Origin of the sequence: Paludibaculum fermentans, from assembly GCF_051172195.1 — a bacterium.
GTDB classification, from domain to species: Bacteria; Acidobacteriota; Terriglobia; order Bryobacterales; family Bryobacteraceae; genus Paludibaculum; species Paludibaculum fermentans_A.
Genome location: NZ_JBPJAQ010000003.1, coordinates 671253 through 690474 on the forward strand (window position 1 = coordinate 671253; position 19222 = coordinate 690474).

Genomic DNA, 19222 nt, shown 5'->3' on the forward strand with positions numbered 1-19222 from the left:
CTACCTTTCAGGGGCCTTCACGGCATCATTGACAAGAATCTGGCTACTGCAAGTGCCGCGTCCGGCGGCGGCGGGGCCGTATCTCGCTTGCGGAGTGCGGTTGGCATCGTTTACCCCCGTGCCCGCCGTGGACGAGCAGAGCTTCATGCCCGCCGCTTCCTTCACGCGGTAGCGCAGGCTGGCATCGGTGTCCGCGATGTAGCCGCCCGAGACGTCATACCTCATCACGCAATCGTCCTCGCCGCAATGCGGGCCGTCCTTCATGCCCAGCGTCACTTCCAGCGGAGTTTCCGGCATCAGCGAGTTGATCAGCGTGCCGTCCTCGCGCAGAATCGAGATCTGCTGCTCCCGGCCGCCCGCCTTCTCCAGGACCGTGTCGCTGCCGGGTATGCGGCGCCAGGTCACATCCCGGTCTCCGCCGTCTCCGTGATGGTAGACATTGCAGGCGTGGAACAGCTCGTGGGCCAGGGTCGAATTGAAGTAGGACGCAGTGCCCGGCTTCACCGGCGGCGTCAAAGCGGGTACGAAGACCCCCGTGATCTTCACCGGATTGCCCGGGCCGCCCGACGCGATGGCGTAGCCCGGGTTGTTGGCGAACAGGAAGATCACCACCCCGTGCTGGTCCACCCGGTGCGGACCCATCGTGCGGTTGAAGTTCACCACACGCCCCATGCTGAGTTCATCCGCCGTCATGTCGAAGTGGACCTCCAGGCCGCTCAACCGCCGGAAGAGGCGGATACCGGCGAGATAAACGCCGCCGGCACGGTTGTGAATGAAATAGTCTTTCCTGAACGGATTGCCTTCGATGTGGCGGCCGTTTTCGGTGAAGCCCCGGTACTCCTCATAGAGCGTCAAGCCGTCCCCCGCCGTCCCATCGCCCACCGGATCGGCTTCGTCATCGCTGGTGTCGGAGACCCCTCCAACACCTTTCTGCGCACGCCAAATCTCGGCGATCAGGTCTCCGTCGGCTCGCTTCGGCAGCCGCACATCCGTCTGGCCGGGGTCTCCTTCCAGGTGGCCCAGGATTCGACGCCCGTCCGGCAGGATCGCTGCCACCTGAATGCTGCCCCAGGCGCCCCAGTCGTGCGCTGAAATCGCCGCTGTCGATGTCTCCCACTGCCCCGGAGGGGTGTACCCCTTTTGGCCATCCTGGTCCGGCACGAGGAAGTTCGCAGCCGCCTCGAAGCGAAGGTCGGGATCCACATCGGCGTCCCGCAGCGGCGCATTCAGGGAAAAGCCGGGCTCGCGCGAGCATTGGCTGAAGTTCCACTCGAACAGCGTCGCCTTCGCCGAGGGCGCGCCGCCGCCCTTCTTCTGCAGCCGCGCCGTCAGCCGCAGCCCGCTGCCCGCTCCGCCTCCATCGGCAGCCTCGGGCCTGAACTGCTTGTACTCCTCCGTCAGCACGATGATCACTTCGTCCTCGACGGCGGTGCCCACCGGCCGCAGTTCCCAGTCGACATGCATCTCGACCGGCGGCTCCGCTTCCATGAATGATGGCCGTTCGAAGGGCGTGTTTCTCGTGAACACCGCACTGCCCCGCAGGATCGGCTCGGAAGTGGGCAGCGGCCCCTGCATCTGGGTGTCATCCGAGAAGTAGCCGTAGAGGTCATCGGAATCCTGCGGCGGTTTGGGCAGGATCGCGCACTGGGTCCGTTCCGACCAATGCGCCTGGATTACGTCGGCGCCCAGCATGAGGCGGTACTCTCCGGTCGAGGTCAGCTGCAGCTGCACCGGCTGTTTCACGTAAGGAACGGTCGGCTGGCCCGATCCTTTCAGCGTGTTGGTGGTGGTGCAGCCCACCAGGGTGTGCGACTGTGTCGCGTCGATCGTCGCCGTGCCCGACACGGTGCCGCTCCACAACGGTCCGTAAGGCGACTTCTGGTCCAGGCGCACATTCAGGTCTCCGGTATAGGTGACGTTCCAGTCATCCTGGCCCATCACAGCATGGGCATTGGACCCCGATGTGGTGCCTCGCACCCGGATGGTGCCTTCCCATGCCTTTACATTACCCGCGGGTCCAAAGATCTGTGCGGACAGGTCGCATGTCGAGAGGAGAATGACAGCGGCCGGCAGGAAGCGGGATTTGACGTGAAGGCCCATACCCTGAACGCGCGGGAATCCGCAGGGAGGGATCATAGGGCGATCCGCGCTGCGGGGCGCGCCTTTCCAGGCCGTGCGGACCACGCCGTTGCGGGCTGCCTCCGGTTCACGCTAAGCTATTGATTCCTTCATGGTTACGCCCTGCGACCGGCGGATGGACGGACGGCTGGTGGGGGATCGCTCATGACCCCCGACACCGCGGCCGTCACGCGTCTGTTGCGCCAATGGCAGAGCGGGGAAGCCAATGCCCTGGAGGAACTCACTCCGCTCGTCTATCACGAACTGCGGCGCATCGCTTCCGGGTTCCTGCGCCGTGAGCGCGAAGGCCACACCCTGCAACCCACGGCGCTGTTGCACGAAGCCTACCTGCGCCTGGTGGATCAACGCGACAAAGACTGGAAAAGCCGTGCCCACTTCTATGGGGTCGCGGCCCACCTCATGCGCCTCATCCTGGTGGACTACGCTCGTTCCAAGGCCAGGTTGAAACGCGGCGGCGAGGCGCAGCGCGTGGAGTGGAATGAAGCCGTCTCCGCCAGTGCCGCCCGGCCTGCATCGCTCACCGCGCTGGATGACGCCCTCAGCGAATTGGAGAAGCTGGACCCCCGCAAAGGACGCGTGGTGGAGCTCCGCTATTTCGGGGGACTCAGCGTGGAGGAGACGGCCGAGGTCCTGGGCGTTTCCACCGCCACCATCGGGCGGGAACAGCGCATGGCCGAGGCCTGGCTGCAGCGTCAGATGACCTCCACTCCGCCCGGCGCCTGAATTTCCCTGCCAGATGGAAAAAATACGTAGCGGGTGTGATCGATCCGCGGCTGGTTTGCCGCTTGTATCCACAGATGCCCCAAAATCGGAGGCGGCACCGGAGGGCAATCCGGTTGCCTGGATTGGACTGATTGAGAACTGAGGGAGGATGGCTACGCCGTTAGAATGGCAAGCATGCTCCCAGAGCGCTGGAACAAGCTGGAGGAGGTCTTTCAGACTGCGGCTGACCTGCCGGAGGAGCGGCGGCCGGTCTATCTGAAAGAGGCTTGTGGCGATGATCAGGAGTTGAGGCGCGAGGTGGAGGAGATGCTCGCCGCCTCAACTCTGGACCTGATCCGGGATGTCATCGAGAGTACTTCGGATTCGATGGCGGCGGAGGCGGATCAGGATCCGCTGGTTGGTTCTCTACTGGGCGCCTACCGTGTCATCTCGCTCATCGGGCGAGGTGGCATGGGCGTGGTCTACCGGGCCGTCCGCGACGACGACCAGTACCACAAGGAAGTCGCCATCAAGGTGATCCCGCGCATGCTGGCCGGGCCTGAGGCGGTCAGCCGCTTCCGCTCGGAACGCCAGATCCTCGCCGACCTCGACCACCCCAACATCGCCCGCCTGCTGGATGGCGGCACCAGTGATGGCGTTCCCTTCCTGGTGATGGAGTTCGTCGAAGGCGTACCCATTACCCAATACGTCAGGGAGCGCAATCTGTCCGTGCCGGATCGCCTGCGCCTGATGCGCAGCGTCTGCGCGGCCGTACAGTCAGCGCATCAGAAACTGGTGGTCCACCGCGACCTCAAGCCCGCCAACATCCTCGTCACCCCGGATGGCAGCGTCAAACTGCTGGACTTCGGTGTAGCCAAGATGATCGCGCCGTCCGAAACGGACCTGGTCCAGACCTCCTCGCACATGATGACGCCGGACTACGCCAGCCCGGAACAGATTCAGGGCGCCGCGGTCACCACCGCCAGCGATGTTTACTCGCTGGGTGTCGTGCTGTTCGAGCTTCTGGCCGGCGAACGGCCCTACAGGGTGACCGGCTCGGGGCTGCGTGAAGCTGAGCGAGTCGTCTGCCAGACAGAGCCGCGCAAGCTCAGCGAACTGCCCAGCCTTTCACCCCGTCTCCGCCGCCGGCTCTCCGGTGACCTCGACAACATCGTTCAAATGGCGATGCGGAAGCATGCCGATCGCCGCTATGGCTCGGTCGAACAGTTCAGCGAGGACCTGCGCCGCCACATGGAAGGCCAGCCCGTGCGGGCTCGCGCCGATACGCCGCTCTACAGTCTGGGTAAGTTCCTTTCGCGCAACCGCTGGTCGGTGACGGCCGGCCTGCTCGTAGCTGCTTCGCTCATCACGGGGACGGTGGTCGCGGTGCGCCAGGCGCGCCGGGCAGAACAGCGGTTCTCAGAGTTGCGCGGATTCGCGCGCACCGTGCTGGTAGACCTCCATAGCCAGTTGCGCGACATCCCCGGAACCGCTCCGGCACGCCGCGCCATCATCGCGCATGTCGAAAACTACCTGCGGAAGCTTGTGGCCCAGGGCGCCACGGATGACGCTTCGCTGGCCAACGAGTTTGCGACCACCTACCTGCGCCTGGGCGAGATTGCCGAATCCAGCGCCAAGGCATTGTCCGACTTCGAGAACGGCCGCCGGCTGCTGGAACGCAAGGGCGGAGGCGGCGGTCCGCAGCCGGAGGATGCCGTGCTGCTCGCCCGCCTCCACGAACGCATTGCCGGCGTCGAAGGGGAGCTGGGCAACCCGGCCCAGGTTCAGGAGCAGCTGCTGGCGGCCGCCGGACTCACTCAACGGCTCATTGACGGCCGGAGGCCGAATCCCGAGGCCGAACAGGTGAACGCCCTCGTGCAGTGGCGCCTGGCGCAGCTCTATCGAACCGAATACCGCCTGGCCGACGCTGAGAAGCACGCCCAACTGGCGCTCAATGGTTGTCAGTCGCTGCGGGCGCGCGGTGTCGCCAACCAGGAATTGGATGAGATCGAAACGGGCGTCCGGAACGGCCTGGCTGCCATCTTCCGCCGTCAGGGCCGTTGGCAGCTGAGCCTGGAGATGTACCAGGGCATCCTGGCCGACGCCGAGAAAAGCGCCGCCGCCAATCCCGGCAGCGTCGTAGGCCAGCGCAAACTGGCCCGTTCGCACCAGATCGTGGGGGATATGCTGCGCAGCACCACGGGCCGCGTGGCCGAGTCGGCCGCTCATCTCCGGGCTGCTGTGCAAATCGGCGAACGGCTCGCCGCGCAGGATTCGGGCGACTCGACATCGGAGCTCAACCTGGGGCAATATCTCAGCACCGCCGGAGAAGAACTCTCGGCGCCCGGGCAATGGGCGGAATCCGTGTCCTACCTGCGGCGTGCCATGGATATCTTTCAAGCCAGGCTGAAGCGGACCCCGGATAACGGCGTCGATCAGCTCTACATGGCCTTGTCCGAAGCGTCGCTGGGCGAGCGTCTCGGCGACCACGGACGGCGCGCGGAAGGCTTGCAGTACATGCGGCTAGGGCTGGAACGCATGCGCAGGCTGGTAGCCCGCGATCCCAAGAACACCACCAACCTGCTGGAGCTCTTCAAAGTGCAGCGCGCCACGGCGAAACAACTGGCCGCGCAGGGGCAGGCGGCCGAGGCGCTCGCGCTGGCTTCCGATGTGGTCGACCGCGCCCGCGTGGTCGCGGCCCAGGCCACCAGCGGTCAATCCTTCACCCGGCGCGAGGTTCCTTTGTCATTGTTGGAAATGGGAGCGGTCTGCCGGATCCTGGGGCGCCCGGAAGAGGCACGCTCCTGGTTCCAGCAGACCATCCAGGCCTGGGAAGATCTGAATCGCGCAGGCATTCATTTCCCTGAGTTGGAATCGGCGATGACGGAAGCCAGGGTCGGCGCCTCGCTGGCCACCGGCCGCCCCTAAAACAGACTCTTCTTCCCGTCCCAGGTGGATAAGGGAACTCTACCCAATTCAGGTGGTTACAAACGGACGGCCCGAGCCAGGAGGGTGCCTCGGAGCAGGCTTCTGATCCATCTCAATCGCTCCCGCCGAAGACTGGTTGTCTTTCGATTCCAGCGCTCTGAAATGCTCGGGCCAGTCGCTAAGATGACAACGTGGAGACCCTGTTGTGATGAGCACCCGTATGAACAAAGCGACCGTGCGAGCCTTCGTCGACGCGTTCAATCGTGGAGACTTTGAAGCGGTCGGGAAGCTCTGCACCGAGGATGTCAAGATCCAGGGGGTTCCCGGGCAGGCCGGGTTTGCGGCCGCCGCCAGTATCTGGCGCGAATTGCATGAGGCCTACAACCTCCAACTGGATGTGGAGGATATGGTGGGTGAGGGCTCCATCGTGGCGGTTCGACTGAATGAGCAGGGGACGTTTACCCGGCCCTTTCGCGGGCTTCAGCCTACCGGCAAATCCTATACCCTGGTGGCCATCGAATGGTTCCATTTGCGTGACGGGAAGATCGCGGCGCACTGGGGCGCGCGCGACTCCGCCTCCATGATGAAGCAACTCGGCGTAGCCTAGTTCACGAATAAGTTTACTTTGGCTCCCCTTGAAACCTGAGGGATCTTGACGCCATACTCCCCTTAGGTTCTTAAGGGAAGCATGCAGAAGCAATCGCTCGACGTCGTGCGTGGCACGCTGGACGTCATCATACTGAAAACATTGAGCTGGGGCGCCTTGCACGGCTACGCCATTGCGCAGTGGATCCGCCAGCAGACGGACGAAGCCATCCTGGTCGAGGAGGGTGCCCTGTATCCGGCCCTTTACCGGATGGAGGACAAAGGCTGGATCGAAGCTGAGTGGGGGCTGTCCGAGAACAATCGCCGCGCCAAGTACTACCGCCTCACCCCGGCCGGCCACGAACGGCTGGCGAGCGAAACACGGACCTGGGAACACTACGCCGCCGCCATCGCCAAGATCCTGGGCGCCACCCGAGGTGCGCAGGCGGTGGGCCACTGATGCGCGACGAGCCCATGTGGCGCCGCTATCTGCGGTTTTTCGGCGCCAACCCCACAGCCGATGTGGATGACGAGCTGCGCTTCCACCTTGAGGAAAAGACCAGCGAGCTCATGCAGCAGGGCCTGCCGCGCGATGCAGCCCGCGCCGAGGCTGTCCGCCAGTTCGGAGACCTGAAGGAATTCCGCCGCATGTGCCGGCAACAACGCACACAAAGGGAGCACCGCATGGATCGCAGGGAGTACTTCGCTGGCTGGATGCAGGATCTCCGGTATGCCGCGCGGCGACTCAGGAGCGACGTGGGCTTTACGGCCGTGGCCGTCTTGATCCTCGCCTTGGGCATCGCCGCCAGCACCACGGTTTTCACCATCGTCCATGCCTTGGTGATCAGGCCGCTGCCGTTCCATGAGCCCGACCGCCTGGTCTGGATCGCCAATGCCGGGAAAGGCCGGGACGCCTCAGACCCAAGTTCGATCACCAGCCGCATCGGCACGCTCATGTCCTGGCGCGAAACCACCACCTCCTTCGAAAAGCTGGCGGGTTACAACGCATTCTTCGGCTACTTCACCTACAACTTCTCTCGCTCGGGTGGCACCCCGGAGCGCCTGAACGGCATGGGCGTCACCGACAGCTTCTTTGAAACGCTGGGTGTCCAACCAGTTCTGGGGCGGCTGTTCACGACAGAGGAGTATGTCGCCAACGGCCGCAAGGCTGTCCTCCTCAGTGATGGGCTTTGGCGGCGGTTGTTCGCGGCCAATCCAGCGGTGATTGGCGCCACGGTATCGATCAACGACGCACCCGTTGTCGTAGCGGGGGTGATGCCTGCCTCGTTCGACTTTGCTTCCACATTTACCCCGGGTTCGAAGGTCGACATGTGGGAGCCGTTTCCCATGAACGACACCATCGATCGCAATTATGGAAATATTCTGGCAATCGTCGGACGCCTAAAGCCCGGGGTATCGCTCTCTGCCGCGCAAGCCGAGATCGACCAAGCCACAAAGACGATCAAGCAGCTTCATCCTGATCGGGGCAGTACCTATCAGGGATCTCTGTCAACCTTGCGTGAGCATGTCTCAGGAGAGGTCAAGCGGCCGTTGGCCGTGATGTCCGCGGCGGTCGGACTATTGTTGCTGCTGATGTGCGTGAACCTCGCCAATCTGATGCTGGCCCGCACCATGTCCCGCCAGCGGGAGATGTCGGTGCGAGTAGCCCTGGGGGCCGGCCGGCTGCGTGTCGTCCGCCAATTGCTGACGGAGAGTCTGCTGCTCTCGGCCGCCGGTGTACTGTTGAGCCTGCCGCTGGCTGTCGGCGCGACCGCCATGGTTGCCCGGCTGCAGGGAACCCGTGTTCCCCTGCTGAGCCAGGTGGAAGTGAACCTTTGGGCTCTACTCTTCAGTGCCGTGGTTGGAGTATTCTCCGGTATTCTGTTTGGCCTCGCGCCGGCGCTCAGCCTGTTTAACGGTTCGCTCTTCGAAACCCTGAAACAGGCGGGCCGCGGGACGGATGGGAACAATCGGCAGTGGACCCGCAAAGGGCTGGTCGCGACCGAAGTGGCATTGGCTTCCGTGCTCCTCATCGGAGCAGGTCTTCTCATGCGGAGCTTCGTCAAACTCATGGAAGCGGATCGCGGATTCCAGTCGGAGCATGTCCTCGCGGTGCGGGTGGATCCGGGAGGGCGTTACCCCGCGCCGGAAAAGCTGGACGCTTTCTTTCTCAGCGTCCGGGAGAAAATCGCCGCGGCGCCGGGCATCGAAGCAATCGGCCTCACAGACGCCCTGCCCTTCGACCGGGATCGCAGTTGGAACCTCGGTGCCCTGGGCAAAAGCTACGGCCCCGGTGAGATGCCCGGCGGTTTCGTCCGTATGGTCAGCCCCGGGTACTTCGAGGCGATGCGTATCCCCTTGATCGCAGGCCGCCGGTTCAATGGCGGTGACATTCGAGGCCGCGAGCCGGTCATCATCCTGAATCAATCTCTGGCGCGCACGCTCTTCGGCAAGGGCGACGCGGTGGGGCAAATGATCGCTATGGGCCCCCCAACGGGCACGCGTGTCGTAGGCGTCGTCAAGGACGTCCGCCACACTTCGCTGGAAGAAGAGGCAGGCGGGGAGTTCTACCTCGTCGCAAATCAGCGGTCGCTCACCTCGCTGGATGTGGTGGTGCGCACCTCGCTGCCTCCAGCCGCTGCCTCTGCGGCCATACGCCAGGCTGTCTGGACAGTCGACTCCACCCAGCCACTGGGTGAGTTCCGCCTGATGGACGATCTGGTGGCCCGCGCAGCCTCACCGCGCCGGTTCCTACTGCTGCTGCTCGGCGCCTTCGCCGGCCTGGCCCTCATCCTCGCTTCGCTGGGTATCTACGGCGTCATTTCGTATGGCGTTTCCCAGCGCGGCATCGAGATTGGCATCCGCATGGCCCTGGGTGCGCAGCCTGCCCATGTGCAATGGAACGTCCTGCGCGAAGCCCTGTCCCTCACCGCCGGGGGACTCCTGGTGGGCGTCTCCGCAGCGCTCATCCTCACTCGCCTCTTTGCCGCCCTGCTCTACGAGGTGAAGCCCGCCGACGCAGCCACCTACGGCGGCATTATCGGCCTGTTGCTGGCCGTCTCCGCCCTGGCCGGCTACCTCCCCTCGCGCCGGGCCGCCCGCATCGATCCGGTGGTCGCGCTCAGGGCCGATTGAGCCGCGCAATGTTAGCTTGAAAGAGTGCCTGGACTCACACTCGGAGAAGATCAGAAACAGCGCTGCTGGTGGTGCTGCTCCACCTCGGAATATGTCGCCTATCACGACAACGAATGGGGCATGCCGATGCTCGACGATCACCGGCTGTTCGAAAAACTCTGCCTCGAAGGCTTCCAGTCCGGCTTGAGCTGGCTCACCATCCTGCGCAAGCGCGAAGCCTTCCGCAAGGGCTTCGCAGGCTTCGATTTCCGCAAGGTGGCGCGCTTCGGGCCGCCAGACGTCGAAAGGCTCCTGGCCGATGCGGGCATCGTGCGCCATCGCGGCAAGATCGAGTCCACCATCAACAACGCCGCCCGTGCCTGCGAATTGGTCGACGAGTTTGGCTCGATTGCCAGCTATGTCTGGAAATACGAACCCAAACGCCGCGTGCCGGAGTCGATCCTGCCCACCTCACCCGAATCCATCGCCATGTCCAAGGATCTGAAAAAGCGCGGCTGGAGTTTCGTTGGGCCCACCACCGTCTACGCGTTCATGCAGGCCATGGGGCTGGTCAACGACCACCTGGAGGGCTGCCATGCCAGGAAACTCTGCGAAAGCGCCCGCCGCAAAGTGAAGCCCGGCGCTTAGCAAAAGTCCCGTGGGCGGCCATCCAGTTAGTCAACTTTTGGGCTTTCCTCTTGCGCTTCTACAGGGACGTCTGCTATGTTCCCTGTAGAAGCGCAAAGGGAGAACCCATGAACGATCGCATTGACCTGCCGCAGGGCACTCTGGACCTGCTGATCCTCCGGACTCTGGAGCTTGGCCCGCAGCACGGCTGGGGGATCTCTGAGCGCGTGCAGCAGATGTCCAGCGACGTGCTGCGGATTCAACAGGGGTCGTTGTATCCGGCGCTGCACCGGTTGGAGCGGCGCGGGTGGATCAAGGCGCACTGGGGCACCTCGGAAAACAATCGCAAGGCCAAGTATTACGAACTCAGCAAGAGCGGGCGGCAGCAGTTGGCGGCTGAAACCGAGTCGTGGCAGCGCCTGACGGCCGCGGTGGCGCAAGTGCTGGGGCCGGCCTAGGAGACTACTATGTGGGCTGACCTACGCCTTCGATTTTTCTCTCTCTTCCGCCGGAAGACTGTCGAATCCGAGATGGATGACGAGCTTCGATTTCACATGGACCGGCAGTTGGAGAAGTATCTGCAGTCGGGCATGGAACGCGAGGCGGCCTTGCGGCGGGTCCGGCTTGAGTTTGGTGGATGGGAACAGGTGCGCGAGGAGTGCCGGGACGCGCGTGGCGTGGCGCTGGTAGAGACCCTGGGGCAGGATCTGCGCTATGGCTGGCGGACCCTGCGGAGATCACCCGGCTTCACTGCTGCGGCGTTGTTCACCCTCGCCCTGGGAATCGGGGCAAACACCTCCATCTTTTCGGTTGTCTATGGCGTAGTCCTGCGCCCCTTGCCGTTCCGCGACCCGGCCCGCCTCATCTTGATGAACGAGACTACGCCACGCGTCGGCGATGTGAGCGTCTCGTATCCGAACTTTCAGGATTGGCGCGCACAGAGCCGCAGCTTCGCTGCAATGTCGCAGGTGGCCGGAGTTCACTTCAACATGAGCGGCAGCGGCCAGCCGGAGAACATCTCCGGGCTGGCGGTTTCCACCAACTTTCTTTCCATGCTGGGTGTCCGCCCCCTGGCTGGACGAGATTTCAGGCCTGAAGAAGAAAAGGCAGGCACGGCGCCGGTCCTGCTGCTGAGCTACTCCTTGTGGCAGTCGCATTTCGGCGCGGACCTGGGCGCGGTGGGCCGCACGATCCGGCTCGATAGCCGGGCCTATACGATCATTGGCGTCCTGCCGCCCGAATTCCGCTGGTCCGAGACCTGCGATGTGTTGGAGCCGGCGGGCGTCTGGGCCACCAACAACGACAGCGTCACCGAACGCGGCGAGCGCGGTGAGATGGTGGCGTTGGGCCGTCTGGCCGATGGCGTCAGCCCCATACAGGCGCGGGCGGAGATGACAGGGTTGGCCGCGCGGCTGGAGCGCGCATATCCGGAGGTAAACGCCCGGTTCGGGGTCCGGCTCCAGCCGCTGCGCGAGGTATTTTCCGGCGACGCGCGGCCTTCGATGATGCTGCTGCTCGGTGCGGCGCTCTTTGTGCTGTTGGTGGCCTGCGCGAATGTGGCGAACCTGTTCCTGATGCGGGGGGCGGTGCGCGCCCGGGAGATGGCGCTGCGGATTGCGATCGGCGCCAGCAGCGGCCGGATTGTGCGCCAGATGCTGACCGAAAGCGTTCTGGTTGCCGTGCTGGGTGGGCTGGCGGGTGTCAGTCTGGCCACGGCCGGGATTCCTGCGATCTTGCGGCTGATTCCGCCGGAGACCTTGGCTGGCGCCAACGTGGAAATGAATGGAGCGGTGCTTCTGTTCTCGTTTGGCCTGGTCGTGCTGTCGATGTTTGTCTTCGGACTGGCTCCGGCGTTGAGTTCGACCAGGGGCGATGTCCAATCGGAGTTGAAAGAAGGTGGCAGGACGGCGGGATCCGCCGGGCGGAACCGGTGGCGCGGTCTTTTGGCGGCCAGTGAGGTAGCGCTGGCACTGGTCCTGCTGGTCGGCGCGGGCCTGATGATGAAGAGCCTCTACCGGCTTCTCTCCGTGGATTCCGGCTTCCGCGGGGAGCATGTCGTCAAGTTCGAGATCAATCTGCGCACGGAGCGGTATCAGAAGGACCCGGCACTGATCGCCTTCTGGCAGCAGGTGATCGACCGTGTAGGCGAACTGCCTGGCGTGGAATCAGCTGCGCTGGGGACGGCGGTTCCTCTCACCGAAGACCATTGGCGCGCAGATATCACCGTTGAAGGCATGCCCTTGCCGGAGCCCGGCAGCTTTCCCCATCCGGACATGCACCTCGTTAGCCCCGCTTATGTCAGGACGCTCGGCATCCGCCTGCTGCGGGGCCGCGCCTTAGCTGACCAGGACCGGGAGAATGCGCAACGTGTGGCGATGGTGAATGCGAGTGTGGCGGAGCGCCTTTACCCCGGTGTGGACCCTGTGGGGAAACGGTTCGCCTTCGGCCGCCCCAGGCCAGGCCGTACGCAGAACTGGGTGACGATTGTCGGCGTCGTGGCCGACACCAGGCTGTATGGCCTGGCCAATCCATCCAGGCTGGAAGTGTATATCCCGTTCCGGCAGAGACCCAGCGATGCGATGACTCTGCTCGTAAAGACGAAGCAGGAGCCGGCGGCACTGGTGGCGGCGATTCGCAGCGCGGTGGCTTCCATCGACAAAGACCAGCCCATATTTGGGGTCGCCACGATGGAGGAAGTGGTGAACGCCTCCCTCTCCACAAGCCGGGTAACACTCACCCTGTTGGGGCTGTTCAGCGGGTTGGCGCTAGTCCTGGCGGCGATCGGCATCTATGGGGTGGTGTCCTACTCAATGGCGCAGCGGGCGAAAGAGATCGGAATCCGCCTGGCGCTCGGCGCCGAGCGTGGGACCGTGCTGCGCCTCGTATTCGCACAAGGTGCGCGGATTGCCGGCCTGGGCATCATCCTGGGCAGCGCGGCCTCGCTGTGGCTGACGCGCCTCATGACGAAGCTGCTGTTCGGTGTGAGCGCAGTGGATCCGTCCACATTTGCGGCAGTGGCTGTGGTCCTGGCGGCGATTACGATGTTGGCGTGTTATGTGCCGGCGCGGCGCGCGCTGCGGGTGGATCCTCTCATCGCGTTGCGCCATGAGTGAGGGCAGGGCACGGCGATTGGGCGGCTCTCCCTCTGATTCGCCGGTAGGTGCCGCTCTTCTAGACGCGAACCTCACCCCTTCGGCGCTTACCTCCGTCGCCAGTCGCGATATGATGCGGATGCCATGAAATCCGCGTTGTTGCTCGCACTGCTCGCCGCCGTCTGTTCCGGCCAGGATGTGAAACGGCCCAGGATCACCGGAGTCGCCCATATCGCCGTGTTTGCCAAGGATGTGGAGGCGTCGCGAGCCTTCTATCACGGGTTGCTGGGCTACGAAGAGGCCTTCTGGCTGACCCAGCCCGACGGATCGCTCTCCCTGACGTTCTTCAAGATCAACGAACGTCAGTACATCGAGCTCTTTCCGGAACGTGCCCCGAATACAGACCGGCTCAATCACATTGCCCTCGAAGTCGACAACGCCGAGGCGATGCGCGCCTATCTCGCTGCAAAGGGCGTCAAGGTGCCCCAGCGTGTCGCCAAGGGCCGCACCGGCAACTCGAATTTTATGATCCAGGATCCTGACGGCCACTCGGTCGAGATCGTCCAGTATGAATCGGACAGCGCCAGTTCCCGGGCCCGCGGCAAGTCACTGCCCGCCAACCGCATCTCGGACCGTGCCGCCCATGTCGGCATCCTTGTGGGTTCGCTCGACAAAGCCATGGACTTCTATGGCCGCATTCTGGGCTTCGAGGAGATCTGGCGCGGCAGCAGCAACGAGAAACTCCTCAGTTGGGTGAACGCCAAAGTGCCCGACGGCGACGACTACGTCGAGTTCATGCTCTATAACGGCCCCATCGCGGAGCCCACCAAGCGCGGCACCGCGCATCATCTCTGCCTGTTTGTGCCGGACATCGAAAAAGCGAAGGCGGCCCTGGAACTGATGCCAGGCAAGGCCGCCTACGCCAGGCCCATGGAGATTCGCACCGGCATCAACCGCAAGCGCCAGTTGAACCTCTATGACCCCGACGGTACGCGCGTCGAGCTCATGGAACCTCACACCGTCGACGGCAAGCCCACCCCTTCTTCGAAGGCGCCCGTGCCCGTCGGGCAACCCTGAGCCAGCGGCCGGAACCGGCACGAGAAATGACGCAGGAACTCCGGTTGCTGCGTGATCTCGTATCCGCGTAGCTCGTCCTTGCGTTCGTTGACTTCCAGAATCGCCTCCACGACATAGTCGATGTGGCTCTGCGTGTACACCCGGCGCGGGATCGCCAGGCGCAGCAATTCATAGCGTGCATGCTCGCCGAACATGACTGAGCCGATCTCCACACCTCGAATTCCGGCGTGCAGGTACAACGCCACGGCCAGCGACTGTGCCGGAAACTCGTGCTTCGGGATATGCGGCAGCATCCGTCCCGCATCAATGTAGATCGCATGGCCTCCTGGCGGCTCGACGATCGGCACACCGTGGTCGGCGATGTGCCGGCCCAGATAGCCGGTGGAGGCGATGCGGTACTCCAGGTAGTCCGGCTCCAGAATCTCCTGCAGGCCGACTGCGATTGCGTCCAGGTCCCGCCCGGCCAGCCCGCCATAGGTCGGGAACCCTTCCGTCAGAATCAGCAGGTCTTTCTCCTGCTGCGCCAGCGCCGGATCGTTGGTGCACAGCAGTCCGCCGATATTGGCGAATGCATCCTTCTTCGCGGAAAATGTGCAGCCGTCCGCCAGCGAGAACATCTTCTGCGCAATCTGCTTGGGAGTCCAGTCCGCATACCCCTCTTCCCGCAGCCGGATGAACCAGGCATTTTCCGCGAACCGGCACCCGTCCAGGTAGAAGCGGATGCCGTGCCGCCTGGCTATGCCGCTCACGGCTTCGATATTCGCCATCGAGACCGGTTGCCCGCCGCCCGAATTGTTCGTGACGGTCAACATGATCAGCGGGATGCGGTCCGGCCCGTACTCTTCAATCAGCCGCTCCAACGCCTCCACGTCCATGCCGCCCTTGAACGGCCCAGTCGACTGCGTGTCCGCACTGGCCGGCAGCGGCAGGTCACGCGCCTCTGCGCCTGTAAATTCGATGTTGGCGCGCGTCGTGTCGAAGTGCGTGTTGTTCGGTACAATGTGGCCCGGCTTACACAACACCGAGAACAGGATGCGTTCCGCCGCCCGCCCCTGGTGGGTAGGGATCACGTGCTGGAACCCGGTCAGGTCTTCCACGGCGCTCTTCAGGCGGAAATAGCTGGCGCTGCCCGCATACGACTCGTCGCCGCGCATCATGGCAGCCCACTGGGCTGTGGACATGGCGGAAGTGCCTGAATCCGTCAACAGGTCGATGAGGATGTCGTCGGCACGTAATAGAAACAGGTTATAGCCGGCCTGTTCCAGGTAGTTGGCGCGTTCCTCCGGAGTGGTTCTCCGCAAAGGTTCCACGCTCTTGATGCGAAATGGTTCGATGATGGTTTGCATTCGATTCCGCAATTAGTGTATCGCCGCGGAAGGGAAGGCAAAAAAAAGGGCGGTCGTCGGAGGAGGAGCGACCGCCCTAACGAGAGAACCGGCCAACGCGCCGCCGAGTGAGCAGCACGCCTTTTGGGGGGTGTGCCGGCTCTCTACACCCGGTTAGATTCCGCATCCCCACGGTTGGTTTCCAATCCGTTACAGTTGGCCCCCGGCCCTAAATGGCTACACTGGAGAAATACTCAGGTCTTCGATGCGTACCTTTATTTGTCTCTTCTTCGCCGCCCTCACCCTCTCGGCGCAGGGTCCGGCCTCCCTCCGCGAGTCGTACACCAAGTACGAATTCAAGGTCCCCATGCGGGATGGCAAGCGTCTTCACACCGCGGTCTACGTGCCCAAGGACTCCTCGCGCACTTACCCTTTCCTGATGCAGCGAACTCCTTATAGCTGTTCTCCTTACGGCATCGAGAACTATCCTGAACGCCTCGGCCCCAGTGAACAGTTCGTGAAGTCCGGCTACATCTTCGTGTGCCAGGATGTGCGCGGCCGTTACGAGAGCGAAGGAGTCTTCCTCGAAATGCGTCCGCACGGCGGCACGCTCAGCGAGAGCACCGACACGTATGACACTGTCGAGTGGCTGTTGAAAAATGTCAAAGGAAATAATGGGAAGGCAGGGATTCTTGGCATCTCCTACCCCGGTTTTTACGCCGCTGCCGCCATCCCCGGGGCCCACCCCGCGCTGGTAGCCGCCTCCCCGCAGGCCCCCATGATCGACCTCTTCCGCGGCGACGACTCCTTCCACAACGGCGCCTTCATGCTCGCCGCCAACTTCGGCTTCTACCGCTTCTTCTATGAGCACAAGCAGCCGCAGCGTCCCGCGGCCGAGCGCAATGCCGGGTTCCAGTTCGGCACCCCCGATCACTATGCCTATTACCTGGGCCTGGGGCCTCTCGCCAATAGCAACGAGAAGTACTTCCGCTTCGAGAACCCTTACTGGACCGCCAACCTGAAACACACGTCCTACGACGAGTTCTGGAAGCCGCGTAGCCTCGAGCCCCACATCCACGACACCACCCCCGCTATCCTGGCCGTGGGTGGCTGGTTCGATGCCGAGGATCTCCAGGGCCCCCTGCGCCTATTCCGTGCGGCCACCGGCCATCAGCCCAAGTCGCCCGTCACGCTCGTCATGGGACCCTGGGTGCACGGCGGCTGGGCCCGCGGCGACGGCTCGTCCCTGGGACCCGTTCGCTTCGATGTCAAGACCGGCGAGTTCTTCCGCGAGAAGATCCAGTTCCCCTTCTTCGAGCACTTCCTGAAAGACAAAGGCGAATGGAAACCCCCGGCCGCCTGGGTGTTTGCCACCGGCAGCAACGAATGGCACAGCTACGACGTCTGGCCGCCCCGCGGCGCCGAGAAGAAGACGCTCTACTTCCAGGTCGGCGGCAAACTCGGCTTTGAACCTCCGGCTGATTCCGCCGCCTTTGACGCCTACACCAGCGACCCCGCCAAGCCCGTGCCCTTCACCAGTTTCGTCGCCTCCGGCGTGCCCCAAACCTACATGGTGGACGACCAGCGCCACGCTTCCGCCCGTCCCGACGTGCTCACCTATCAGTCCGAACCGCTCGAAGAGGCCATCACCTTCGGCGGACCGCTCGATGTGCACCTCTTCGCCTCTACCTCCGGCACCGACTCCGACTATGTCGTGAAGTTGATCGACGTCTACCCGGCCGACGCTCCGGATCCTACCCCCAATCCCACGAACGTCCGCATGGGCGGATACCAGCAACTCATTCGCGGCGAGCCATTTCGCGGCCGCTTCTACAAGTCCATGGAAAAGCCCGAAGCGCTACCCGCCAACCAGTTCGTCAAGATTGAGTACGTGATGCCGGACATCCTGCACACCTTCAAGCGCGGCCACCGCATCATGGTCCAGGTGCAGAGCTCCTGGTTCCCCTTGGTCGATCGCAATCCTCAGAAGTTCGTGCCCAGCATCCCGGACGCACGCGCCGAGGATTTCATCAAGGCGACGCAGCGCATCGCCCGTCAGGCAGGCATGGCCAGCGGGTTGGATGTGATGGTGATTCGCTGAGCTCCCCTAGGAGTTCAACATGCGCTTCAGGTCTGCCTTGGCCGGCTCATAATCGGTCTGGATCCTGAGCGCGGCCCGCAATTCCCTGATCGCGTCGGCCTTGCGGCCCTCTTTGATGTACAGGTTCGCCAGCACCCAGCGCGCCTCGGCGTGCGACGGCTGGCGTCCCTCGGCCGGCTGGCTCAGGTACTTGGCGAGATACCGCTCAGCCCGCCGGAAGTCCTGTCCAATCTCCATCAGCGCCCGGGCTGCGGATTCGTACGCCCCAAGATCGTCCGGTACGGCCCGCTCGGCCCGCGCCAGCACGTTCTCCAGGTCGGCCCAGCGCTGCTGCGTGGCATACACATGCGCCAGCAGTTCATACGCGCCAGACGCCGAAGCGTCCACCGCAATCGCTTCGTTTGCCGCCTTTTCGGCCAAGTCCAGTTTCTTGTTCGTCGCGGTGCAGCAATAGAATCGTGCCAGCGACACACGCGCCCGGTAGAATGCCGGATCCGCCTGGACCGCCTTGCGCAGCCAGCCTTCCGTCACCGCATCCTGGCCCTGGTCCTGCAGCAGGCGGGCATGGGCAAGATAGCCCCAAACAGGTGAAATCGCCGTGATCTGATCCGCAATCCGCACCGCCAGCTTCCTGTCCCCGCCCGCGATGCTCGGCGCTTTCCAGCTGAACATCATCTCCACCAGCATGGTGTCGGTGTTCTTCGGGTCCAGCGACAACGAGGTCTCAATCGCTTTCTTCATGCGCCGGACATAGCCGTAACCCTTCAGCGGGTTCGATTTGTCGGCCATCATGGCGCACGCTTCCGCCAGTTGTCCCTGGAACGCAGCGCTCCTTGGATTCAGCGCCACGGCCCGTTCGGCCGCTGCCAGGGCGCCTTCCATGTCGTTGAAGTTGATCAGGATCTTCGCCATCCAGGCATGTGCCTGGGCGTCGCTGGCATTGGCCTTCAGCTGCGCGTCGACAATGGCCTTCGCGCGCTTGAAATGGCCCAGTTCCAGAAGCGATTCCACCTGCGCCGGCGTTTCAGCCCATGCGGGCAGCGCACTCAGGCACACGAGGAGCACGGTGATTGAACGGAAATTTAACCCCACCGTAGATTATTGTATCGCGGACTCCGGCCTTCACCACCACGTGCCGCTCCGGGGTGGAGCTGCTTCGGATGGCCGGCTATTTCTCGTCCGTCTCCGTCCAGCTCTGCCGGGCCGAGACCAGCGCATCCAGCACTTCGTCACCAACCCGGGCGCTCTCTTCCAGAAACCGCAACCCCTGCAGCAGCCAGGCCGCCAGGTCAGGGTCCTGGAGGCTGTAGTTCACATGCCGCCCGTCTCTGCGCTCCTTCACGATCCGGTGCGCCCTCAGCAACGCCAGATGCTGCGAAACGGCCGAGTGGCTGGTCCCCAGAATCGTCTGGAGCGAGTTCACATCCAGTTCCTTTTCACGGAGTTCCACCACGATCCGCACACGTTGTGGATGGGACAGCACACCCAGGAACTCAGCCATCTCTTTGGCGATCATCGACCTTGCCGGCATT

The 19222-nt window shown here is 63.6% G+C and carries 14 protein-coding genes; 10 read left to right on the plus strand and 4 right to left on the minus strand.

Annotated elements, in window-relative coordinates; genetic code table 11:
- Positions 1 to 2136: a hypothetical protein gene (locus tag ACR9Y2_RS36670; RefSeq protein ID WP_435046870.1), complete on the minus strand. Its 2136-nt coding sequence runs from the start codon at positions 2134 to 2136 to the stop codon at positions 1 to 3.
- A gap of 147 nt (positions 2137 to 2283) precedes the next feature.
- Between ACR9Y2_RS36670 and ACR9Y2_RS36675 the strand changes: the two genes are divergently transcribed.
- The 9 genes from ACR9Y2_RS36675 (at position 2284) to ACR9Y2_RS36715 (ending at position 14264) form a co-directional block, all read left to right on the plus strand.
- Entirely contained in the window at positions 2284 to 2862 is a 579-nt protein-coding gene (locus ACR9Y2_RS36675) for a sigma-70 family RNA polymerase sigma factor (RefSeq protein ID WP_435046871.1), read from the plus strand.
- 165 nt (positions 2863 to 3027) lie between these two features.
- Positions 3028 to 5769 carry a protein kinase domain-containing protein gene (locus ACR9Y2_RS36680; RefSeq protein WP_435046872.1) on the plus strand — a complete coding sequence of 914 codons (2742 nt, stop codon included), beginning with the start codon at positions 3028 to 3030 and terminating at the stop codon, positions 5767 to 5769.
- A 220-nt stretch (positions 5770 to 5989) separates the two neighbouring features.
- Positions 5990 to 6376, plus strand: coding sequence for an ester cyclase (locus ACR9Y2_RS36685; RefSeq protein ID WP_435046873.1), 387 nt, complete (start codon positions 5990 to 5992; stop codon positions 6374 to 6376).
- Between the two features lie 81 nt (positions 6377 to 6457).
- A complete protein-coding gene (locus tag ACR9Y2_RS36690) occupies positions 6458 to 6814 on the plus strand; it encodes a PadR family transcriptional regulator (RefSeq protein ID WP_435046874.1) in 357 nt (118 codons plus the stop codon).
- Positions 6814 to 9489: an ADOP family duplicated permease gene (locus ACR9Y2_RS36695; RefSeq protein WP_435046875.1), complete on the plus strand. Its 2676-nt coding sequence runs from the start codon at positions 6814 to 6816 to the stop codon at positions 9487 to 9489. The genes ACR9Y2_RS36690 and ACR9Y2_RS36695 overlap by 1 nt, the downstream gene beginning before the upstream one ends.
- Positions 9490 to 9513: 24 nt before the next feature.
- Positions 9514 to 10116, plus strand: coding sequence for a DNA-3-methyladenine glycosylase I (locus tag ACR9Y2_RS36700; protein WP_435046876.1), 603 nt, complete (start codon positions 9514 to 9516; stop codon positions 10114 to 10116).
- A 107-nt stretch (positions 10117 to 10223) separates the two neighbouring features.
- Positions 10224 to 10553, plus strand: coding sequence for a PadR family transcriptional regulator (locus ACR9Y2_RS36705; RefSeq protein WP_435046877.1), 330 nt, complete (start codon positions 10224 to 10226; stop codon positions 10551 to 10553).
- A gap of 9 nt (positions 10554 to 10562) precedes the next feature.
- Positions 10563 to 13208, plus strand: coding sequence for an ADOP family duplicated permease (locus ACR9Y2_RS36710; protein ID WP_435046878.1), 2646 nt, complete (start codon positions 10563 to 10565; stop codon positions 13206 to 13208).
- Between the two features lie 123 nt (positions 13209 to 13331).
- A complete protein-coding gene (locus tag ACR9Y2_RS36715; RefSeq protein WP_435046879.1) occupies positions 13332 to 14264 on the plus strand; it encodes a VOC family protein in 933 nt (310 codons plus the stop codon).
- Here ACR9Y2_RS36715 and ACR9Y2_RS36720 read toward each other — a convergent pair.
- Entirely contained in the window at positions 14201 to 15610 is a 1410-nt protein-coding gene (locus tag ACR9Y2_RS36720) for a tryptophanase (RefSeq protein ID WP_435046880.1), read from the minus strand. The genes ACR9Y2_RS36715 and ACR9Y2_RS36720 overlap by 64 nt on opposite strands.
- A 244-nt stretch (positions 15611 to 15854) precedes the next feature.
- On the opposite strand from ACR9Y2_RS36720, the gene ACR9Y2_RS36725 reads away from it, so the two are divergent.
- Positions 15855 to 17690, plus strand: a complete 1836-nt coding sequence (locus ACR9Y2_RS36725; RefSeq protein ID WP_435046881.1) for a CocE/NonD family hydrolase — start codon at positions 15855 to 15857, stop codon at positions 17688 to 17690.
- 6 nt (positions 17691 to 17696) lie between these two features.
- Here ACR9Y2_RS36725 and ACR9Y2_RS36730 read toward each other — a convergent pair whose 3' ends face one another.
- Entirely contained in the window at positions 17697 to 18755 is a 1059-nt protein-coding gene (locus tag ACR9Y2_RS36730) for a tetratricopeptide repeat protein (RefSeq protein WP_435046882.1), read from the minus strand.
- Between the two features lie 103 nt (positions 18756 to 18858).
- Entirely contained in the window at positions 18859 to 19221 is a 363-nt protein-coding gene (locus ACR9Y2_RS36735; protein WP_435046883.1) for an ArsR/SmtB family transcription factor, read from the minus strand.
- Position 19222 lies beyond the last annotated feature (1 nt).

Bases quoted from the DNA above. Each gene is read 5' to 3' on its own strand.
- ACR9Y2_RS36720 (WP_435046880.1), bottom strand. From the start codon at position 15,610: ATGCAAACCATCATCGAACCATTTCGCATCAAGAGCGTGGAACCTTTG.
- ACR9Y2_RS36715 (WP_435046879.1), top strand. From the start codon at position 13,332: ATGAAATCCGCGTTGTTGCTCGCACTGCTCGCCGCCGTCTGTTCCGGC.
- ACR9Y2_RS36670 (WP_435046870.1), bottom strand. From the start codon at position 2,136: ATGATCCCTCCCTGCGGATTCCCGCGCGTTCAGGGTATGGGCCTTCAC.
- ACR9Y2_RS36695 (WP_435046875.1), top strand. From the start codon at position 6,814: ATGCGCGACGAGCCCATGTGGCGCCGCTATCTGCGGTTTTTCGGCGCC.
- ACR9Y2_RS36685 (WP_435046873.1), top strand. From the start codon at position 5,990: ATGAACAAAGCGACCGTGCGAGCCTTCGTCGACGCGTTCAATCGTGGA.
- ACR9Y2_RS36725 (WP_435046881.1), top strand. From the start codon at position 15,855: ATGCGTACCTTTATTTGTCTCTTCTTCGCCGCCCTCACCCTCTCGGCG.
- ACR9Y2_RS36690 (WP_435046874.1), top strand. From the start codon at position 6,458: ATGCAGAAGCAATCGCTCGACGTCGTGCGTGGCACGCTGGACGTCATC.
- ACR9Y2_RS36705 (WP_435046877.1), top strand. From the start codon at position 10,224: ATGAACGATCGCATTGACCTGCCGCAGGGCACTCTGGACCTGCTGATC.
- ACR9Y2_RS36680 (WP_435046872.1), top strand. From the start codon at position 3,028: ATGGCAAGCATGCTCCCAGAGCGCTGGAACAAGCTGGAGGAGGTCTTT.
- ACR9Y2_RS36735 (WP_435046883.1), bottom strand. From the start codon at position 19,221: ATGCCGGCAAGGTCGATGATCGCCAAAGAGATGGCTGAGTTCCTGGGT.
- ACR9Y2_RS36710 (WP_435046878.1), top strand. From the start codon at position 10,563: ATGTGGGCTGACCTACGCCTTCGATTTTTCTCTCTCTTCCGCCGGAAG.
- ACR9Y2_RS36675 (WP_435046871.1), top strand. From the start codon at position 2,284: ATGACCCCCGACACCGCGGCCGTCACGCGTCTGTTGCGCCAATGGCAG.